Annotated in this window: 18 protein-coding genes and 1 pseudogene; 14 read left to right on the top strand and 5 right to left on the bottom strand. The window is 37.5% G+C overall.

Translation table 11 applies throughout. The annotated features are described in order from the left end of the window. The first annotated feature begins 182 nt into the window (after window positions 1-182). Both AC1M86_RS08100 and AC1M86_RS08095 read left to right on the top strand, forming a co-directional pair. Window positions 183-1145: a GGDEF domain-containing protein gene (locus AC1M86_RS08100; protein WP_481607713.1), complete on the top strand. Its 963-nt coding sequence runs from the start codon at window positions 183-185 to the stop codon at window positions 1143-1145. A 135-nt stretch (window positions 1146-1280) separates the two neighbouring features. After that, complete coding sequence (locus AC1M86_RS08095; protein ID WP_481607712.1) at window positions 1281-2192, top strand: polyprenyl synthetase family protein; 912 nt, start codon at window positions 1281-1283, stop codon at window positions 2190-2192. A 34-nt stretch (window positions 2193-2226) separates the two neighbouring features. On the opposite strand, the gene putP is transcribed toward AC1M86_RS08095, so the two are convergent. The 5 genes from putP to AC1M86_RS08070 all read right to left on the bottom strand — a co-directional run bounded on the left by putP (window position 2227) and on the right by AC1M86_RS08070 (window position 6946). Then, window positions 2227-3717 carry a sodium/proline symporter PutP gene (gene putP, locus AC1M86_RS08090; protein WP_481607711.1) on the bottom strand — a complete coding sequence of 497 codons (1491 nt, stop codon included), beginning with the start codon at window positions 3715-3717 and terminating at the stop codon, window positions 2227-2229. Window positions 3718-3885: 168 nt separating this feature from the next. Continuing rightward, on the bottom strand, window positions 3886-4740 hold the full coding sequence (locus AC1M86_RS08085; RefSeq protein ID WP_035268029.1) for an SPFH domain-containing protein: 855 nt from the start codon (window positions 4738-4740) through the stop codon (window positions 3886-3888). A gap of 24 nt (window positions 4741-4764) precedes the next feature. Next, on the bottom strand, window positions 4765-5238 hold the full coding sequence (locus AC1M86_RS08080; protein ID WP_481607710.1) for an NfeD family protein: 474 nt from the start codon (window positions 5236-5238) through the stop codon (window positions 4765-4767). An 86-nt stretch (window positions 5239-5324) separates the two neighbouring features. Further along, window positions 5325-6254 (bottom strand): patatin-like phospholipase family protein, encoded by a 930-nt coding sequence (locus AC1M86_RS08075; RefSeq protein WP_481595096.1) that lies wholly within the window; start codon window positions 6252-6254, stop codon window positions 5325-5327. Window positions 6255-6328: 74 nt separating this feature from the next. Beyond that, complete coding sequence (locus AC1M86_RS08070; RefSeq protein ID WP_481590503.1) at window positions 6329-6946, bottom strand: lysophospholipid acyltransferase family protein; 618 nt, start codon at window positions 6944-6946, stop codon at window positions 6329-6331. A gap of 137 nt (window positions 6947-7083) precedes the next feature. Here AC1M86_RS08070 and AC1M86_RS08065 point away from each other — a divergent pair, with 137 nt between their 5' ends. The 12 genes and pseudogenes from AC1M86_RS08065 (at window position 7084) to AC1M86_RS08010 (ending at window position 20019) form a co-directional block, all read left to right on the top strand. After that, a complete protein-coding gene (locus AC1M86_RS08065) occupies window positions 7084-8370 on the top strand; it encodes an MFS transporter (protein WP_481607709.1) in 1287 nt (428 codons plus the stop codon). Between the two features lie 110 nt (window positions 8371-8480). Further along, entirely contained in the window at window positions 8481-9200 is a 720-nt protein-coding gene (locus AC1M86_RS08060; protein ID WP_481589115.1) for an HAD family hydrolase, read from the top strand. Between the two features lie 140 nt (window positions 9201-9340). Then, window positions 9341-10249, top strand: coding sequence for an AEC family transporter (locus tag AC1M86_RS08055; protein WP_481590505.1), 909 nt, complete (start codon window positions 9341-9343; stop codon window positions 10247-10249). A 125-nt stretch (window positions 10250-10374) separates the two neighbouring features. Further along, on the top strand, window positions 10375-10887 hold the full coding sequence (locus AC1M86_RS08050; RefSeq protein ID WP_179998562.1) for a hypothetical protein: 513 nt from the start codon (window positions 10375-10377) through the stop codon (window positions 10885-10887). A gap of 246 nt (window positions 10888-11133) precedes the next feature. Beyond that, window positions 11134-11283: pseudogene (gene tatA, locus AC1M86_RS08045) on the top strand (twin-arginine translocase TatA/TatE family subunit); the annotation flags it as partial. A 54-nt stretch (window positions 11284-11337) separates the two neighbouring features. Further along, window positions 11338-11736, top strand: a complete 399-nt coding sequence (gene tatB, locus AC1M86_RS08040; protein WP_051586589.1) for a Sec-independent protein translocase protein TatB — start codon at window positions 11338-11340, stop codon at window positions 11734-11736. Continuing rightward, window positions 11729-12475, top strand: coding sequence for a twin-arginine translocase subunit TatC (gene tatC, locus AC1M86_RS08035; RefSeq protein ID WP_051586588.1), 747 nt, complete (start codon window positions 11729-11731; stop codon window positions 12473-12475). The genes tatB and tatC overlap by 8 nt, the downstream gene beginning before the upstream one ends. Window positions 12476-12612: 137 nt before the next feature. Continuing rightward, the gene (locus tag AC1M86_RS08030; protein ID WP_035268003.1) at window positions 12613-12951 is read left to right on the top strand and encodes a hypothetical protein; all 339 of its coding nucleotides are present in this window, start codon (window positions 12613-12615) and stop codon (window positions 12949-12951) included. A 94-nt stretch (window positions 12952-13045) separates the two neighbouring features. After that, window positions 13046-14833: a cholesterol oxidase substrate-binding domain-containing protein gene (locus AC1M86_RS08025; RefSeq protein ID WP_481607708.1), complete on the top strand. Its 1788-nt coding sequence runs from the start codon at window positions 13046-13048 to the stop codon at window positions 14831-14833. A 235-nt stretch (window positions 14834-15068) separates the two neighbouring features. After that, window positions 15069-16337: an HlyD family secretion protein gene (locus AC1M86_RS08020; protein ID WP_481607707.1), complete on the top strand. Its 1269-nt coding sequence runs from the start codon at window positions 15069-15071 to the stop codon at window positions 16335-16337. An 11-nt stretch (window positions 16338-16348) separates the two neighbouring features. Then, window positions 16349-18481 (top strand): peptidase domain-containing ABC transporter, encoded by a 2133-nt coding sequence (locus AC1M86_RS08015; RefSeq protein WP_481607706.1) that lies wholly within the window; start codon window positions 16349-16351, stop codon window positions 18479-18481. Continuing rightward, window positions 18478-20019, top strand: coding sequence for a TolC family protein (locus AC1M86_RS08010; RefSeq protein ID WP_481607705.1), 1542 nt, complete (start codon window positions 18478-18480; stop codon window positions 20017-20019). The genes AC1M86_RS08015 and AC1M86_RS08010 overlap by 4 nt, the downstream gene beginning before the upstream one ends.

Raw genomic sequence — 20019 nt, 5'->3', positions numbered from 1 at the left:
AGTATACTAAATTAGCCGGAAAGCATTACTAACAGTACGATTCACTCATAAATAATTGAGACTATGACAATTTTGACATGTTATATTAAGGAAATAAGTCAACGTGATTATATTCACCGAATTCATAGAATTAAGTTGCTGAATAGCCTTCGCTCCACGAATAATTAAAATGAGAAAGACCAATGAAGAAGGATAATAATTTTGAGCAGGATACGCCCAAGATTGATCAAGAGTTTCTAAACCAAATTCATGCTACAAATAAATTAGATTTGGTATCTGTGATTGCCAAAATCCCTGTGCCTGTGGCGCTAGTTCAGCATGATGGTGTATTTATTAGTGCAAATCAATTATTTGCTGATATCTATGAGAGTGATGCACTCTATTTACTCGGAAAGAAATTAGGTTTCGTATCAACGACGGTTTACCAATTATTTCAAGATGCGCTGCAATTGTTTCGACATGATTCACGCTTATACAAAATTGAAAATGAGTTCTATTCAAAAGGGCATTTTTTTCAAATTTATTTTAGTGCTTTAAGAGATAAATCATCCTCTTTGGATTGCGTGTTGATCGTATGTGCAGATATAACAAAATTAAAAAGACGTGAACGTGTCTTGATCCAAAATAATAAAAGGTTGTTTGAAGAGCTATATTTGGACCCTGTGACTGGGATGAACAATAAGCTGGCATTTGAACAGTTTTTAAAAGATCGCTTCCTTATTCAAGATCGGAAGAATTATTCTTTTATCAAGTTTGAAGTCGAAAATTTTAAAAAGTTTAATCAGCTCAATAGTTATACCATTGGCGATGAAATTCTGAGTCGTATTGGATCTCTGATTAAAGAGGAGTTGAATCAAGATTTAGCAGAAGTCTATCGTTTGAATTCTGCAAGTTTTATCTTGGTGATTCAAGAATCGACTCCTTGGAAAATTCTCACCATTGCTGAACGCCTAAAACAAACATTGGTCCGTGAAAAAATTTATTTCGATCCTCAAGAGGATGAGGTACTCACGTGTGCGATTGGGATTTTTCATCCTAATTGCCAGAAAATGTACTCAGAAAAGCAAATATTAGAAACCTTAGATCGTGCTGTTGACATTGCACATGTATTGGGTCGAAACTCGATTCATGTGTTAGATGAATAGTCACTCTTCATTTAAACTATCACTAAATAAAACAAATCAGCATTGTGTTTTGTAGCAATCACAATTGGTTGTAGAATAAGGACAATTTTATATATACCGACATGAAACGGTATAACTTGAGGTTCAAAGACGGCAGTGACAGTACATATCTCTGTGAATAGTGAAGTATTACAACGTGCTCAACAGCAAATCCAACAGGATCTGAAAATTGCCCTAGATGCATTTTTCATTCCAGAGCCATTGAAAAGTGCTGTAAATCATGCAGTCATGTTAGGTGGAAAACGGGTTCGTCCAGCTTTAGCGTATGCAACAGCAGAATTAAGTGAAGATCATAAAAATTTTGCTGCTGTGCGACGTGCAGCAGTTGCAGTCGAGTTAATTCATTGCTATTCACTTGCTCATGACGACTTACCATGTATGGATAATGATTTGTTGCGTCGTGGTCAACCAACTTGTCATGTTGCATATGGTGAAGATACAGCACTACTTGCGGGAGATATCTTGCAGTCGATGGCATTTGAGGTTTTAGGAAGTCGCCTTTTTGATACACAAGTCACTGTAGATCCTTCTATTGTGTTGAAGCAAATGCAGATATTGGCGACATCATCTTCTAAGATGGTTTGTGGTCAAGTCCTAGATTTGCAAGCGGAAGGCAAGAAAATTGATCAGGAAGCATTGGAAAATATTCATCGTAATAAAACTGGTGCACTGATTCAGGCCGCAATCATGATGTCAGCAGTGACAGTGATGGACGGTGTAGATGCAGGAATACCGAAATTGCGTGAATTTGGTCAGGCATTAGGTTTAGCATTTCAAGTACAAGATGATATTTTAGATATAGTTTCGGATACTGAAACGCTTGGAAAGACCGCTGGAAAAGATGAACTTGTCGATAAATCAACATACCCAGCTTTATTGGGCTTAGATGCTGCAAAAGAATATGCAAATAAGCTTCATCAGCAAGCCATTAGTGCTTTAGATTATTTTGGTGATTCGGCATCTGAACTTAAGCAGATTTCAGCTTTTTTACTTGCTCGAAAAAGTTAAAATAAAAGAGGACTGAAAGTCCTCTTTTCATTTGTTATTTTGTCGCTTTATATAATCGGTCTGCTTCGTCAAATCGGTCAGTAACATCTGAGGTCGGTTGCTTACCTAATAAACTCACAACAATGATTACGATGAGGGAGCAAATAAAGCCAGGAATGATTTCATAGATTCCAGTATCAGCCCAAATATTTTTCCATACAATAACGGTCACTGCACCAATGATCATCCCCGCCAAAGCGCCATTTAATGTCATGCGTTTCCAGAATAAAGACAGAATAATGAGCGGGCCAAATGCTGCCCCAAAGCCTGCCCAAGCGTAGGCAACTAGACCAAGTACTTTAGATTCAGGGTTTGACGCTAAAACAATCGCAAGTAAAGCTATCAGTAGCACCATCAAGCGACCCACCCAAACCAGTTCTTTTTGAGAAGCAGTTTTACGAATGAAAGATTTATAAAAATCTTCGGTTAATGTGCTTGAACATACAAGAAGTTGACAACTCAATGTACTCATTACCGCAGCTAGAATTGCAGCTAATACGATGCCTGCGATCCATGGGTTAAATAGAACTTTCGTTAACTCCATAAATACAGTTTCAGGGTTAGCATTCACAATATTAGCGAACTGTGGATTTTGCTGAAAATAAGCAATACCGACATATCCAGCAGCCACTGCACCACCAAGGCACAGAATCATCCAAGTCATACCAATACGACGAGCATTAGGAATCGATTTAACTGAATCAGCAGCCATAAAACGTACGAGAATATGAGGTTGTCCGAAATAGCCTAAACCCCAAGCCAGTAATGAAATAATTGCGACGGTACTTAAGTTACCCATTAAACTGCTTGCTTCTGGTCGCGCTGCTTCAAGTGCTAGATTCACTTGAGATAAATCGGAAAAAGTCAGTAAAGCCACGATGGGGGTAAGCAATAAGGCAAAAATCATTAATCCCGCTTGGATGGTGTCTGTCCAAGAAACAGCTAAGAACCCACCAATAAAAACGTAACTGATCGTTGCAATTGCACTAATCCAAAGGGCAGTGCTGTAAGAAAGATCAAACATACTTTCAAATAATCGAGCGCCTGCCACCATGCCTGAAGCACAATAAATGGCAAAGAAGATTAAAATGACAAATGCAGAAACGATTCGTAGAATTTTTTTCTGATCATTAAAACGATTGGAAAAGTAATCTGGGAGTGTAAGGGCATTGTGTTGAACTTCAGTATGAACTCTGAGACGTCCTGCCACTAACAGCCAGTTGAGCCATGCACCAATAATTAAACCAATTGCAATCCACATTTCTGATAGACCGGAAAGATAAATAGCACCTGGCAAACCCATAAGTAACCAGCCACTCATGTCAGAAGCACCAGCTGAAAGGGCTGTTACAAAACTTCCCAAGCGTCGTCCACCCAAAATATAATCTGAAAAGTTCGTGGTCGCTCGATACGCGATTAAACCAATCACGACCATGGCGACAATATAGAACAAGAAAGTGATTAAGGTGGGATCAAAGGTGCTCATACAATTTCCATGATGCAGTTAGACGATAGATTGTTTTCATGCAATCTTTCAGGATGCGAAATTTAACCATAAATTTAAAATAAATGCTGAAGAATTGAATCTTGAGTCATATCAATAACAAAGGCAGCCGAAGCTGCCTTTTTAAATTTTGAAGAGTGTTTGAGCGATTTAAGGATTATTACGACCCATTACCCCACGAATCGTATTCATGATGTCAGCAGGCAATACCACAGTTTTAGCATTATTAGATTTAGCCATATCCTGCATTGCTTTTACATATTGTTCACCAAGTAGATAAGCGACAGGAATTTCTTTGTCGCCTACAGCATTGGTAACCATGTTAATGGCTTTTTCTGAAGCTTCAGCGAGTACAACTTGAGCCTCAGCATCACGACGTGATGCTTCAAGACGACCTTCAGCTTCCAGAATCGCAGCTTGTTTCTCACCATCAGCACGTGTCACTGTCGCACGACGCTGACGTTCAGCTGCGGCTTGTGCTTCCATTGCGGATTGCATCGTACCTGATGGTTGAATATCTTGGATTTCAACCGTTTTAAGCGTAATTCCCCAATCTGAAATATCATCAGAAATTGCTGCTTTCAGCTTCGCTTTAATATGATCACGTGAAGATAAAGCATCATCCAAGTCCATTTCACCGACGATTGAACGTAAAGAAGTTTGGACAAGGTTTTGGATCGCCCAAGTATAGTTTTCGATACCGTAGACTGCTTTTTCTGGTGTAGTAATGTTGATATAGGCAACAGCGTTCATTAAAAGAACTGCGTTATCTCTTGTAATTACTTCCTGAGATGGAATATCAAGAACGATATCTTTTGTTGTGACTTTATATGCGACTTCATCAACATAAGGAATCACAAAGTTTAGACCTGGACTTAAGGTCGTATGGTATTTACCCAGACGTTGTACGATCCATTTATAGCCTTGAGGAACGATACGAACCCCTTTAAAAATAGTGATCCCGACGAATGCCAAAAATGCGATGGCAATAATTGAACCAGACATTTCTACTCCTTTAAGAATTATTGTTTATAACGGTGAATTGAGGTTATTGTGCGCTTGAACGACCAGCTCATTACCTAAAATATCTGTAACTCTGACACGATCACCGACCTGAACAGGGCTCAGTGTTCTGCAATTCCATTCGTCAGAGCCGAGAACTGGAAGCTGAAAACGAACTTTGACCAATTCAGGTTCATGACCAATTTGAATCACCATCCCAACTTGTCCGATTGTCGCTTCACGTGAGAGACCCGCTTTAGTCTTATCAACGGAAAGTGGTTTAATAAATTTAAACCAAATCACCGTACATGAAATCGATAGGACAACCCATAAAATAATTTGAGTTGGAAGCCCCATAGAAGGAAATAGCCACACGAGTATGCTAATAATGACTGCAGCTATACCAAACCACAGTGCAGCAAAGGCCGGTAAAATGAGCTCAGACAGGATGAGCAAAATACCTAATACAAACCAATGCCAAGGTTCAATCAATAAGTCCATACATCTACTCTAATCGTTATCTTGTTATAGACGAAAACATCTATATCAAGATAACAGACTAGGGCAGAGAAGCCTATAAAAAATGCTTAAAAGCGAGCTGTTGGTGCAGGTTTGAAAGCAGCAGGAGATTTTTTGAAATTGGCAATTGCGGTATCTATTGATTTAATTTTCAGTTGCGCTGCTTTCTCACCTTCAAGTATTGCCTCATTGCTGGCTTTCAAATCCAAAGTTCCTAAATGGCCAACTTTTGGCTGAATCACGACTGTAGCTGCATTGAGTTCAGTATTGATACTTTGTTGACCCATAATATTAATCGTTTGATCCAACAGTCCCCACATGCTCATCGGCTTATTGCCTGCAGGGCGTGCAGAAATATCAACTGCTATCACAATATCTGCACCCATATTTTTGGCAGTTTGAACTGGAATTGGACTCACGAGTCCACCATCAACATATTTGGTTTTGCCAATCGTTGTTGGAACAAAGACGTTAGGGATACTACATGACGCTCTTACGGCTTGACCTGTATTACCTTTGACGAAATCAGCGCGTTTACCATTATCTAAACGTGTGGCAACTGCAGCAAATCGAATCGGGAATAGTTCAATCGGTTTGTTCCCAACCTGTCGATTGACATAATCTTGGAGCTTTTGACCGAGGACCACACCCTGTCGATTTAAAGTTAAATCACGAATATCGGACTCTTTCAGTTGAAGTGCAATTTGCTGTAGTTGATAGGGAGATTTGCCTGAAGCATAAATACTACCGACAAAACTTCCAGCACTTGTACCCGTAACAATTTTGGGTTTTATACCATGAGATTCTAAAACCTTTAATACACCAATATGCGCAAAACCTTTTGCACCACCACCGCCTAGAGCAATAGCGATCACTGGCTCGCGTGCTTGAATTTGAGTGGATTGTGTAGGATTTTTTACAGTAGAGTTACAGCCTGATAGCGCCAATAAACTCAGGCCAATGAAGCTGATTTTGGGAAGATTGAGGAGCAATGACATAGACATTAATCTGCTAAAAAGTGTCAAAATTTTAGGCATATCTCAACAGATTGCTGTCTATTTTTCTAGCATTTTTACAAAAGTTCTTTAAAGGGTAATGCTAAACGATTCATATTTTTAGGAGAAATTTTTCCACGATAATATTCTAATATTTTGTGCAGATCAGATTCATAGTCTCCCGTCATTTCGAGGCTTCCTAAACATCGAATGATTTTATGATCATAATCAAATGCAAACATTACCACTGGTATATTTGCACCTAAGGCAATGTGATAAAAACCGCTGCGAATGTTTTTAGCACTTTTTCGTGTACCTTCAGGTGCCATTGCCACCCAAATTCTATCTCGTTTATGAATAGCTTGAACAATTTGTTGAGTCAAGCCTTGGGGGGTATCGCGTTTTACCGGAATCACCCCGATCCATTTGAGTAAATGTTTGAGTGGAGATTTGAACAGACTATCTTTTCCAAAGATTGTGACTTCAATGCCAATGCCAAGCATCGCGAGAAAGGCATACAGTCCATCATAATTTGATGTATGGGGGGACACAATTGCGACAGCTTTGGGAAAATTTGGAAATTCTCCTTCAAAAGACCAGCCTTGTCGAAGATAAAGCTGTTTGAACGCTGCTCGACTCAACTTTGAACCGCGTTGAGGAACTTGTGATGGTAATTTTGGAAATCTATTGTTCATTGTGCGTTGTATAATTGCTTTTTAAACTTATTATAAAGACCTTGTGTATGAGATACATTGGCAGAATAAGAATCAAGTGACAAGGACATCTCAATACGGATTGATTAAGAAAACATCAGTTGCAGGATACCTCTTTCATGTCACCAAATACCAAAATGTATGTGCTTTTATTTTCACTCTATTGGGCGCAAGGATTGCCAGTAGGATTTATGACACATGCTTTGCCCGTGATTCTGCGTGCTGAAGGTGTTTCCTTAACGCATATTGGTGGATTTGGATTGCTGATGGCTCCGTGGGCACTCAAAGTTTTATGGGCTCCATTGGTTGATCGCCTTCATTTGTTCAATCAAGGGCATTACCGCAGTTGGATTATACCCACTCAGTTACTCACAATTATCACATTGATTATCTTATCATTTATCCCCATTCAATCACTGAATCAACCTCAATATCTCTTTGGATTTTTCGTGGCATTGTTGATGATGAATAGTTTCGGAGCGACTCAAGATATAGCAACCGATGGCTTAGCTGTGAATATTCTAAAAGGTGAACAACAGCATTTAGGCAATATGTTCCAAGTGATTGGTTCAAGGTTGGGCTTTATTGTGGGAGGCGGTGCGATATTGTGGGTATTAGATGCATTGACTTGGCAAACCACTTTTTTATGCTTGGCTATTTTGGTGGCATTTAATACGCTACCCGTATTATTGTATCGTGAGCCTCAACATACTTCACAAAGCATCAATAATCATCAAGATGATGATTCATCATCTAAAACTCAAAGTTTCGTGAAAGCTTTAAGTCATTACTTAAAATATTTTTTTCAAAATCGAGAACTCAGACTTTGGTTTTTTGTATTGTGTAGCATTAAAGTGACGGATGGATTGTCTGGACCTATTCTTAAACCATTGTTGGTCGATTTAGGACTATCTAAGACGCAAATTGGTGTCAATGTGACCATGCTTGGAGCATTTGCTGCTTTGATCGGAGCAGGTATTGCAGGTTGGCTACTTAGGTTTTATTCGCGTCAAAGTGCTTTAATTACTTTTTCACTGCTTAAATTATTGAGTCTCATTGGATTTGCATGGTTATCGCATTATGAGGCTCGACCTTCTGAATTGAACGTCGTGTGGATCTATATCATCAATGCTTTAGAAGATATGTTCGCTGCGATGTTATTGGTGATTATTCTAACCTTGGTGATGCAATACAGTCGGAAAGAATTTGCAGGAACAGATTTTACTTTCCAAGTCGCATTGATGGCTTCTATTGCGGGAGCACTGTATACCTTGAGTGGCATATTAGGCGATTGGCTTGGTTATACCTCATATCTCATTTTGATCTGTATATTAGGATTATTTTTGTTCATACCAATTTTAGTATGGAGTCGGTATACAGTTCAAAACAAACATCCATGGAATTAGTCTGTAATCTATCTTTTATTCATTTTCATGCTTAGGATGAAATAAAAAGGAATAATCGAGATTGCGGAGAGTTGATAGCATGGGCAAATGAATACACTCCTCTAAGCACTATGAAAATTCAAGCTGTTATTTTTGATTTGGACAATACACTGACACACCGAGATTTAAGTGTTCAAACTTTTAGTCGGGCATTATTTAATACTTATAAACAGCAAATCGATCAATCTGCCTCGTCTGCGCAAGCTGAGATTCTCGAAACGATTCGATATATTGATCATGGTGGCTATCCCATCCGAGAAAGAATGACTGCACCTACCATTGGTGGTTCCGTCGCTCATGCATTACTCAATCAGTTGAAATGGAAAAAAGCACCAGAATTAGATGAATTAAGTGACTATTGGTTTAATCAATTTGGACTAAACGCAGTCATGATGCCAAATGCTATTCAGACGCTTGATCAGCTTAGAAGCGAGGGATTTAAGTTGGCAATCATTTCGAATGGAGGACATTTCACTCGACACAAAATTATCGAAGGTTTAGGAATCGCGCATTATTTTGATGTAATCATGAGTTCTGAGAAGGCAGGTGTGTCAAAGCCTCAAGCAGAAATATTTCATATGACTTGTCAACAATTAGGAATTGCACCTGACCATTGTCTTTATGTTGGTGATCATCCAGTGAATGATTATTGGGCTGCTACTCAGGCTGGATTAGATGGACTATATTTGGCGGGGTTCCACCAATCCTTGGCTGAACATCAACCGCCCTTAAATAAAACAATTCAGACTTTGCCTGAAATTTTAGCGTATATAAAACAAGTCAATGCATGATGTAAATGATGAATTTTTGAGACGATCAGCTTGATGCAGTGTAATATAAAATGATCAGTTCAAAATGCATGCAATAAACTACTGTGGTTGATTGAGCGTATTAGGGCTGAGCGATCTGCACTCGATTAGGCTCATCATTTATGTACAGCATTGTTTTATCCTTAGTGCCGCTGATAGGACTCATATTAATTGGATATTTTCTTAAACAGAAATCATATTTAACAGACGAGTTTTGGGCGGGTGCAGAGAAACTTAACTATTTTGTGTTTTTTCCTGCCATGCTTTTTGGTAATTTGGCTCAAGCTGATATTCATATGGAGATGGTGAGTAAAATTTTAGTCATTTTACTCGTGGTCTTTCCAATTGCTTGTGCGGTTTTATATATTTTAAAAAGAATTTTTCAGACCCCAACACGAAGATTTGGAGTCTATGTTCAAAGTAATGTACGTTTTAATACCTATATTGGTTTAGCAGTTGTTGCTTCGCTTTTTCCAGCAGAAGGCATGACGATTTTTGCATTACTGTTGGCGATCAGTATTCCTGTTGTGAATATCATCTCGGTATTGGCACTGACCGATGATGAAAATATGAATTTTCGCGCAGTGATTATATCGTTACTCAAAAATCCTTTAATTTTAGGTTGTCTGGTTGGGGTGCTCTACAATGTATCCGGGCTGCCATTATGGAAAGGTGCAGAGTCATTAATTTACCAACTTGCGATATGTAGCTTACCTATGGGACTAATGTGTGTCGGTGCTGCATTGCAATTTGTGGCTCTTAAAAAAGAATCATTACCTCTAATGATCAACACGCTATCGCGTTTATGTTTAATGCCGATTTTGGCTTGGCTGGTCTGTAAAATGCTGGGCTTCAATGCTTTAGAGACGCAAATCTTTATTTTATATTTTGCATTACCAACGGCTTCAGCTGCTTATATTCTGACAAAAGTATTGGGTGGTGACAGTCAATTAATGGCTGGCATAATTAGTCTGCAAATTATCGGTGCTGCAATCACACTACCCATCGTTTTGACTTTAATATTGCACTAAAACTCAGAAGTATAATTCCAAATATTTAGAATCATTTGAAAGTTTATCGATTCAATTTGAATTAGATTATGTATTTGTGTTGAATTATGAGAAAATGCAAGATTAAGTTGAATTGAAGTACTCCCATGACACACCACAATGCTGAATCTTTAAGTGATATCGAAATTTTAGATATTTTGCAGTCAATGAAATCTGACGAACTTAATGTTGAGGCGAATAAACTGATTCGAAGTGGTGGTAAAGAGGGGCGTCAGGAAGCACATAAAAAAGCCTTGGTTGCATTACATCAATCTTTTGAAGAAAAGTTTGTTGAAGCAGTGACACTTGCGCTAGGCTTAAATGAAGCACAAGCAAAAAAAATTAAATATAAAAAAGACAGAATTCGTATTCTTAAAGCGCGTGGTATTGATTATCTTGAGATTGATGGTGCTGAAACAGCACAAGTTTTATCGCAGGTTGCACAGGCGATTACACGTGAAGAAGCAATCGTAACACATGATCTACACAATATTTTTCCATTTTGGAAAGAAGGCTGGCCAATGGTTCAGTTAGATAATGCGTATGCTATTTTAGCTGAAGATATCGATATTCATTATCAAGCAACTTTAGATAAACTTTTAGAAATCTATGGTCGCTAATACTTTATTATTCAAGTTAAACAAAGAATTGAAAACGTAGTTTAGCGAACCAAGTGACTGAAAACCGATTTAAGCAAAGGCTTAAATCGGTTTTTTTTACTTTTATCAGTAGCTTATATTTTGAAAGCAGAATAAAAAATCTTAACAGACTCAAATATGTATGCTGAGATTGTTAGACATTTCAAGAGTTCTATGCATTGTTGGTCTGTTATTATTAAGCAATATTAAAAAATAAGGATAACTATAATGATGGGTCTTTCAATTGGTCATATCGCACTATTTGCCATAATTATTTTGGTCATTTTCGGTACAGCTAAATTAAAGAATTTTGGCAAAGATGTCGGCGGCGCTGTAAAAGATTTTAAAGATGCTGTTCGCGAAGATAAAAAAGACACTCATCAATAATCTTTTTTAAACAATATTCAAAGCAATATTGTGGTGTTTTAACCTATGTTTGATGTTGGGTTTGGAGAACTACTCTTTCTTGGACTGATTGTAATTGTGGTCTTGGGTCCTGATCGTTTACCCGATGCGATTCGTTTTGCGCTTCGAAGCTTGAAAAAAATAAGTGAAATAAAATCCGATATTAAACAGAAAGTAGATCTAGAACTTGAGCTTCATCAACTTCGTGAAGAATTAAAAGACGAAATTCAGAATGTTAAACAGCTTGAAACTCAAATGCAGGAATATTTCGCGCATCTAGATGATCAAATTGATCAGAAACAAAAACAATATTTCCCAATACAAAAGTTTTATGTTCCAGCACCTTATAAAACAGATTTTCTAATGACTCATTTAGCGCATTGGTCGTGTGTTGATATACATGTAATGGGAGTGAGATATGTCTGAAACTTCCGACCTCAAAAAAACACTGAGTCATTTTTCTGATTATTTTGAAGAATTTAGGCGAAATTTAATTCATGTCGTTATCGGCTTTTTAGTTATTTTTGTTGGATTAGTGCCATTCGCGAACAAAATTTATAACGCGATCGCACTGCCTCTACAAGCTAAATTACCTGCAAATGCGCATATGATTGCGACAGATATTACCAGTACATTTGTAGCACCCATTAAGTTGGTATTTTTTGTCACGCTGATCATCCTTTTTCCTTTTATTTTTTATAAATTATATGTTTTTTTAAAACATGCGCTTTATCTGAAAGAACGTAAAATTTTCTTTTTCTTTTTTCCCTCAAGTATTGTGTTGTTTTACTCGGGCATTGCACTGGGATACTTTTTTATTCTGCCCGCTGTATTGGGATTCTTTATTGGAGTTTCGCCAGATAGTGTGACCCCTATGACAGATATTCAACAATACTTATTGTTTTGTATTAAGTTTTTCTTCGTCTTAGGGCTGATTTTTCAAGTGCCATTGGTCATTATGATCACGGTGTATTTTGGATTAGTAGACATTGAGACCATCCAAAAAAATAGACCTTACATTTTTATCTTTTGTTTTTTTATTGCCATGTTTGTAACGCCGCCAGACATATTATCAATGGCGATTGGGGGCACAATGATCTATCTATTATTTGAAATTGGGCTGTTATTTTCAAGAATATTGAGTCAATCGAATTATCAAAATTAATGTTAAATAAATCACAAAATAATTAAATAGTGTCATACAGTTTTCATTATAGATACACAATTCATTCTGTATATTAAAAAGTGCTTAACAAAAGTTAGGTGTATCTAACATAAATTCTTTATAACGAGGTTTTAATCATGAGCTTAGTAGAATTAAAGCAAGAAGAAATCAATGAAGTATCTGGTGCTGGAACATTGATTGGTGACTCAATCATCCACGGTGTGAACTTATTCAATCAAACACTTAATTCAAAACTGATTTCATCAGTTGGTGTTGTATTTAGTGCAGTAGGTTTAGGGCTAGTACACCAAGCTGCTGATACTACTGGTTTAGTGGCATCAAAAACATTAATTGGTCTTGGTCGTGCACTTGGTGGCGATGTAGCTGAAACTCCAAACCATTACGAAAAAGAAAAGGCAGAAGGTCAATATAAACTTCTTCCGACTTTAAATGGCGTTCGTGCTTGGCTTTCATAAGTTTTAAATAAAGTGTTAAAGGCAGACTGGTCATGAGTACTGGTCTGCTTTCAGTAACAGAAATAATAAAGCTAAACTTTTGGTGGCTATAACAATGCAGAATTCATCAGAACAAATAGATCACGATAAAAGAAACTTTCTAAAAACAATGGGTAGCTTAGCTGCTGTTGGTGCTGTTTCAGCATGGCTTCCAACACAAAAGGCAGAAGCTTGGTTTTTTCCTTTACAAGAAAGATTAGTAAATTTCCCAACTGAAATCTCAATTTTTAAACAGAAATATGAAAATTGGTCTGGGGAATCTCGTTATGAAAATGCATGGACAGCATCACCGAGAAATCAAGAACAAGTTTTAAAAGCCATTAACTGGGCATATCAAAATGGCTATAAAGTCAGACCCAAAGGGATGTCACATAATTGGTCACCTTTATTGTTGGATGATCAAGACAAGATTACTAAAATTTTATTGATTGATATGCCAACGCATATCAACAAAGTCAGTATTGATGCAAAAGGTATTGTGACTGCCGAAGCAGGCATTCAAATGGAAGCATTGTTAACCGCAATGGAATACCGTAATCGTGGATTTGTAGCAGTGCCCGCACCTGGAGATTTAACTTTGGGTGGTGTGTTGGCCATTGATGGTCATGGCACAGGTGTACCTGCCGTAGGGGAAATAAAACAAGAAGGTCAAACTTATGGTTCGATCAGTAATTTAGTGGTATCGATCACTGCTGCTGTTTTCGACCAACGAGAAGGTCGATATGTTGCGAAAACCTTCCTGCGAAATGATCCAGAAATTGGTGCATTTTTAGTTCATATAGGTCGTGCATTTATTTTATCTGCACAATTACAAACGTCAAAAAATCAATATATTCGTTGTGAAAGCTATACCGACATTCATATCAATGAGCTATTCGCTCAAGATAAGCATGCTGGACGTACCTTCTCTCATTTTCTGGATAAATCTGGTCGTGCAGAAGCAATTTGGTTTCCATTCACCGATTATCCTTGGTTAAAAGTTTGGACTGTTACTCCGTATCGTCCTTTGACTGCTCGACAGACAGTCAAACCATTCAATTATTGGTTCTCAGATAATTTGATCAAACCTATTACTGATTTGATTCATAAAATCATCGTCAATAAAAGTACTTATCTCACGCCAACCTTCGGTTTTACTCAGTATGAAATCTCTAAACTAGGTTTAAATGGTACGCCATTATCTGGAATCACGACGATTTTGACTGGTGGTTTGGCTTCCACTCAAACTTATGATTTATGGGGAACGTCAAAAAACGTTTTACTGTATGTCAAACCAACAACTTTGCGTGTTACGGCAAATGGCTATGCTGTCATTACCAGTCGTGCAAACGTTCAACGGGTTATTGCTGATTTTTGTGATTATTACGGCATTAAGATGAAGCAATATCAAAAAATGGGTCGTTTCCCAATGAATGGACCTGTTGAAATTCGAGTTACGGGCTTGGATCATCCAGAAGATTCAATTGTTCACGGCGCTCAAACAGCAGCATTATCAGCCATTAAACCTTGTCCTGATCATCCTGAATGGGACTGTGCCGTTTGGTTTGATATTTTAACCTTGCCAGGTACGCCATTCTCAGCGCAATTTTACACAGAAGTTGAGGAGTGGATGTCACAACGTTATCAAGGTGATTCTTTGATGCGACCAGAATGGTCTAAAGGGTGGGGCTATACCAATCAAAAAGCTTGGGATAGTTCAACTTATATCGATTACGAAATTCCACGCGTCCATGCTCAGGGTCAATCTAATCATTTAACCATTCAGTCGAGTAGTCATATTTTAAAGCAATATGATCCTCATGCTTTGTTCACAGCACCTTTAGTCAATCGAGTTTTGAAATAAAACAAGATGAACGCTTCGTTTTTAATCTATTGAAATCAGTATCCAACTGAGTTTATTCAAAGCAGATTTAGCTGAGCGAAGTGTGGGATAGAACAGGAGACAACACAGATCATGACTATTTTATTGAAAACTTTTGGTTTGTGTTTGTCTCTTTTAAGCACGCTGTTGAAATGTAGTCAACTTGATGAAAATTCAATATAAAAACCCGTACTTGAAAAATTAATTACAAATATATATGACAAATAAGCTGTTTAGAGACAAAGCGATTGATGCACAAAAGTCAAAGTGGATTGGTGAAGTCATTTTGATTCGACCATTTTCATTTACGGTACTCACGATTGTTGTCGCCATTTTTACTGTTTTATTAGTGAGTTTTATTTTTTTTGGAAGCTATACGAAGAGGACGAGTGTTAAAGGATTATTGATTCCTAATACAGGTTTAATCCGAGTTTATAGTGCTGAAGGGGGTACAGTCAGTGAAAAATTCGTCAAAGAAGGTCAATTAGTGGAGAAAGGGACACCATTAATTACATTAAAAATGACGCGTTATAATAGTACAGGTAACTATAATGAGTCTGTACAAAAACAAATTGAGTTAAAAAAACAAAGTTTAGATACTGAAAAAAATAAACTAAAAGACTTACATTTAAATAATGTTCAACAATTAAATGCAGAAATTCAATCTATACGTTTAGATTTAATAAAATTAGATGGCTTAATTGCCGAGCAACGCCAACGTCTAGCACTTGCACAAGAAAATGCACATCGTTATCGAGATTTAAAAGATAAAGAATATATTTCGATTGAAGAATATCAACTGAAGCAAGATAACTATATCAGCCTAAAAGTTGCATTACAGAGTTATGAGCGTGAAAAAAATACTAAACAAGCTGAATTAGAAAATAAATTATTGGCTCAGCAAGGACTAGCATCGAAGTTGGAAAGTGAGCTGACTTTGGTCGATCGTCAATTAGCTTCGAATCAGCAAGAATTTTTAGAAAATAAAGCGCGGGATAGTTTGCTATTACAAGCCAATGCGACAGGAAAAATAGCATCGATTAATGCAGAGGTTGGTCAGTTTATTTCTCCTAATATTCCTGTTATGAATATTGTTCCGACGCCTTCTTATTTAGAAGCACATCTTTTTGTACCCAGTTCAGCAATTGGATTTATAAGGACTGGTCAAACCGTAAAACTTCGTTTTCAAGCCTATCCTTACCAAAAATTTGGTCAAGGTGAAGGTGTGATTCATTCAATCTCAGCGACGACGATGAACCCACAAGAACTGACCAATTTAGGCGAGTTAAGTCAGGGTGTAACACTTAACCAAAGTGAACCTGTGTATTTAGTCAAAGTCAAATTAGAACAACAGTTTGTAAAAGCCTATGGTGAAAGTAAGCCTCTTAAAGTGGGCATGGCCTTTGATGCAGATATCATGCAAGAAAAAAGAAAACTATATGAATGGGTACTCGAACCGTTATATAGCATCACTGGCAAGATATAAGAAGAAATAACATGCAGATATTAGACAAAATTTCTCTTGGATTTGGACGGAAAATTCCAACCATTTTACAGACGGAAGCGACAGAATGTGGATTAGCCTGTATTGCGATGATTGCGCATTATTATGGCTATGAGTCTGATTTATTAACGTTAAGACGTCGTTTTTCAGTTTCTCAAAAGGGTTCAAATCTCAATCAGCTGATCAAAATTAGTAATCAGTTGAAAATGGTAACACGCCCATTAAAGCTGGATTTAGAAGATTTAGATCAGCTTAAAACCCCGTGTATTTTACATTGGGATTTCAACCACTTTGTGGTATTGCAAGAAGTCAGTGCCAATAAAGTCACGATTTTAGATCCAGCATTTGGTAAACGTGTACTGACACTCAATGAGGTGTCTGAACATTTTACGGGTGTTGCATTAGAGCTTTGGCCAGATACTGAATTTGAAAAAAAAGAAGATAAAAATCAGATTCAGCTTAAAGGTCTAATCGGTCATGTTCGTGGTTTATGGAAATCTCTCGGGCAAATTTTAATCTTGGCCTTAGCCTTAGAAGTTTTTTCATTAATTAGCCCATTTTTTATGCAATGGGTGATCGACCATGTGATCGTATCTGCAGATCGGGATCTCTTAACGATACTGGCTATTGGGTTTGGCATGTTGATGTTGCTTCAGCAGTTTATCGGGCTACTTCGTTCTTGGATCATGATGTATATGAGCACACATTTAAGTGTGCAGTGGCAAGCCAACGTCTTTAATCACATGATTAATGTTCCTGTCTCTTATTTTGAAAGACGATCACTCGGTGACATTGTTTCGCGATTTGGATCAATTGGTAACATTCAAACCACGCTCACCACAACGTTCTTAGCTGCGATTCTTGATGGATTAATGACAGTATTTACGTTGATTTTAATGTTTGTATACAGTCCGAAGTTAGCTTGGATTGCAATTTTTACCATGGGCTTATACGCCTTAATCCGATGGATTTGGTATGCACCTTTGAAGCGAGCGACTGAAGCGCAAATTATTCATGCAGCGAAGCAAAGCAGCCATTTTATGGAAACTGTGCGTGGAGCTAAAACCATAAAACTGTTCCAGCGACAAGATGTTCGCCGTTCGACTTGGTTAAACCTTATGGTCAATCAAGTCAATGCTGGATTAACGACCCAAAAGTTAGGTTTAGGATTCTCATTGGCGAATGGAGTCTTATTTGGGATTCAGAACATTCTAATTATTTGGTTAGGTGCCACATTGGTATTGGAGGGTAATTTTACAGTTGGTGTGCTGATGGCATTTATGGCGTATAAAGGCCAATTTGATAGTCGGGTTGCAGGACTAATCGATAAGTTTATCGAAGTTAAAATGCTTCAAATTGATGTAGAGCGTTTATCCGATATTGTGTTAACAGAACAAGAAAAATTATACGGTGATGCTGAAATCACAAATGTAGATCAGGTTGAGAATGCAATTGAAGTCGAAAATCTGCACTTTAAATATTCAGAAAATGACCCTTATGTACTCAAGGGGATTAGTTTTAAGATTCCCCAAAATCAATCTGTCGCCATTGTCGGGGCAACAGGTTGCGGTAAGACCACACTGCTACATGTTCTGTTAGGCGTATTTAAACAGAATGAAGGTGAAGTCAAAATCATGGGGCGTGACTTTGAACAATTAGGATTAAACGCTGTGCGAGATCAAGTCGCGACAGTGTTACAAGATGACATTCTATTTGCTGGTTCAATCGCAGAAAACATTTGCTTTTTTGATTCAAATCCAGATATGCAATGGGTACAACAATGTGCAGCATATGCCGCAATTCATGATGACATTAGCCGTATGCCAATGGGATATCAAACCTTAGTGGGGGATATTGGTAATATGTTGTCAGGAGGACAGAAACAACGAATTTTATTGGCTCGTGCTATCTATAAAAAACCAAAGATTTTATTTATGGATGAGGCGACCAGTAGTTTAGACGTATTAAAAGAACAAGAGGTCAATGCAAATCTCAAGCATTTGAATATTACCAAATTGATTATTGCACACCGTCCAGAAACGATTTCATCTGCTGAGCGGATTATCGCTTTACAAGATGGCGTGATTGTCCGTGATATGTTGACCAAGGATTTGCAACCTAAATGAAAATTCCATACATCGCTTTCATTGTTGTTGCTGAGTCGCTATTCGTACATAGTTCGTTGGCTTATGCAGAGAGTTGGTTGTCAAAACTGACTCCAAATCTAAAAAAACAGCGCGAGACTTTATGGTTTGATGAGCTCACGGCTCAGCATAAAGCCCGTGAGAATGAGACAAAACGTAAGCAAATAGAACAACAACTCAATCAAAGTGTGTCACTTGACCTTCAAAATCAGAAAATGTTAAGTCAACCTCAACATTGTTTATCTCAAAATAGTCTCAAGAATGAACAGCAGATAGAGCTCCTTGATGCCATTGAACGTGCAGTTTGTCGTAATCCTGAGACAAAAAGTACTTGGGCACAAACGCGTATTCAAGCTGCTCAGCTTAAAATCTCTAAAGCAAATTATTATCCTCAAGTGAATAGCACCTTGAATTACGATTGGTCACGTGATGATAATCAAGTAAAAGATCGTCCTGTTTTGAGTTATGACACTGACTTACGCCGTTACGGACTTGGAATAAGAGCCAATTGGCTACTTTATGATTTTGGTAGTCGATTTTATCAAGCAGAAGAAGCCGAAAAATTATTAGCGATGTCTTTGGCACAGCATGATGTAGCTTTGCAAAATATGATCATCAAAACGATTTCGACTTATTATCAAATTATTCAGGCTGAGTTAAAGTTAAATAATATTAATGAGTTGGTTGTACTTGCAGAAAAAAACTATGAAATTGCAAATGCTCGATATCGTGCGGGTGTTGGTATCAAATCAGATGCATTACAAATGTCCGCAAATTTGGCGAAAGCAAAGTCAGATCAAACTAAATTTTTAGGTGATTTAAAAATAGCAAAAGGACTTTTAGCATCATTAATGGGTGAGCCTGCATACCAAAATTTCAAAATTAATAATCAATTAAAAATTCCAAAAGAGCTAGATCTTAAACCGATTGAAATCCTCATTCAGGATGCTGAAAAAATGCATCCAAAGTTTAAAGCTGCACAGTATGATTCACTCGGAGCTGAAAATAAAATTAAGGCAATACAGCGGTCTAGATATCCATCTATTAGTTTTAATGGCATTTATGATCAGCAAAAACAAACGAGTGAAAGTTATGGAAGTGATCGCCAATCTCTACAAGCGGGTGTGCAAGTCAATTTCCCATTGTTTGATGGTTATAATCGAAAAAATCAAATTGTCATTGCTCAAGAAAACTTAAAATTAAAGCTATTAGAGCAGGAGAGATTGAAGCTTGAAATTAATGCTGAAATCTGGAAAAACTATAATGAGCTAAATGCAATTCATGACAATATTAAGGCGCTAACGATATTGAATCAAAGTGCTTCAGAAGCCTATGAAGTCGCTCAAGGACGTTATAAAGCGGGTGTAGGAAATTTACTAGAAGTGCTTAATGCTCAGAATGTGTTAAGTGAAGCAAAAATGAATTATTCCACCTTGTTGACAGAGTTTTTAGTGGTGAGGTATCAACTTCTATCTAACATGGGAAATTTGAATATTTGGAATGAGACACGAGCTCAATAA

This window comes from Acinetobacter sp. ANC_7654 (assembly GCF_056779855.1).
Note: the sequence above shows the minus strand (reverse complement) of the source record. Positions and strands in the feature narration are given on the sequence as shown.

Bases quoted from the DNA above. Each gene is read 5' to 3' on its own strand.
- AC1M86_RS08100 (WP_481607713.1), top strand. From the start codon at position 183: ATGAAGAAGGATAATAATTTTGAGCAGGATACGCCCAAGATTGATCAA.
- putP (WP_481607711.1), bottom strand. From the start codon at position 3,717: ATGAGCACCTTTGATCCCACCTTAATCACTTTCTTGTTCTATATTGTC.
- AC1M86_RS08085 (WP_035268029.1), bottom strand. From the start codon at position 4,740: ATGTCTGGTTCAATTATTGCCATCGCATTTTTGGCATTCGTCGGGATC.
- AC1M86_RS08080 (WP_481607710.1), bottom strand. From the start codon at position 5,238: ATGGACTTATTGATTGAACCTTGGCATTGGTTTGTATTAGGTATTTTG.
- AC1M86_RS08075 (WP_481595096.1), bottom strand. From the start codon at position 6,254: ATGTCATTGCTCCTCAATCTTCCCAAAATCAGCTTCATTGGCCTGAGT.
- AC1M86_RS08070 (WP_481590503.1), bottom strand. From the start codon at position 6,946: ATGAACAATAGATTTCCAAAATTACCATCACAAGTTCCTCAACGCGGT.
- AC1M86_RS08065 (WP_481607709.1), top strand. From the start codon at position 7,084: ATGTCACCAAATACCAAAATGTATGTGCTTTTATTTTCACTCTATTGG.
- AC1M86_RS08060 (WP_481589115.1), top strand. From the start codon at position 8,481: ATGAAAATTCAAGCTGTTATTTTTGATTTGGACAATACACTGACACAC.
- AC1M86_RS08055 (WP_481590505.1), top strand. From the start codon at position 9,341: ATGTACAGCATTGTTTTATCCTTAGTGCCGCTGATAGGACTCATATTA.
- AC1M86_RS08050 (WP_179998562.1), top strand. From the start codon at position 10,375: ATGACACACCACAATGCTGAATCTTTAAGTGATATCGAAATTTTAGAT.
- tatB (WP_051586589.1), top strand. From the start codon at position 11,338: ATGTTTGATGTTGGGTTTGGAGAACTACTCTTTCTTGGACTGATTGTA.
- tatC (WP_051586588.1), top strand. From the start codon at position 11,729: ATGTCTGAAACTTCCGACCTCAAAAAAACACTGAGTCATTTTTCTGAT.
- AC1M86_RS08030 (WP_035268003.1), top strand. From the start codon at position 12,613: ATGAGCTTAGTAGAATTAAAGCAAGAAGAAATCAATGAAGTATCTGGT.
- AC1M86_RS08025 (WP_481607708.1), top strand. From the start codon at position 13,046: ATGCAGAATTCATCAGAACAAATAGATCACGATAAAAGAAACTTTCTA.
- AC1M86_RS08020 (WP_481607707.1), top strand. From the start codon at position 15,069: ATGACAAATAAGCTGTTTAGAGACAAAGCGATTGATGCACAAAAGTCA.
- AC1M86_RS08015 (WP_481607706.1), top strand. From the start codon at position 16,349: ATGCAGATATTAGACAAAATTTCTCTTGGATTTGGACGGAAAATTCCA.
- AC1M86_RS08010 (WP_481607705.1), top strand. From the start codon at position 18,478: ATGAAAATTCCATACATCGCTTTCATTGTTGTTGCTGAGTCGCTATTC.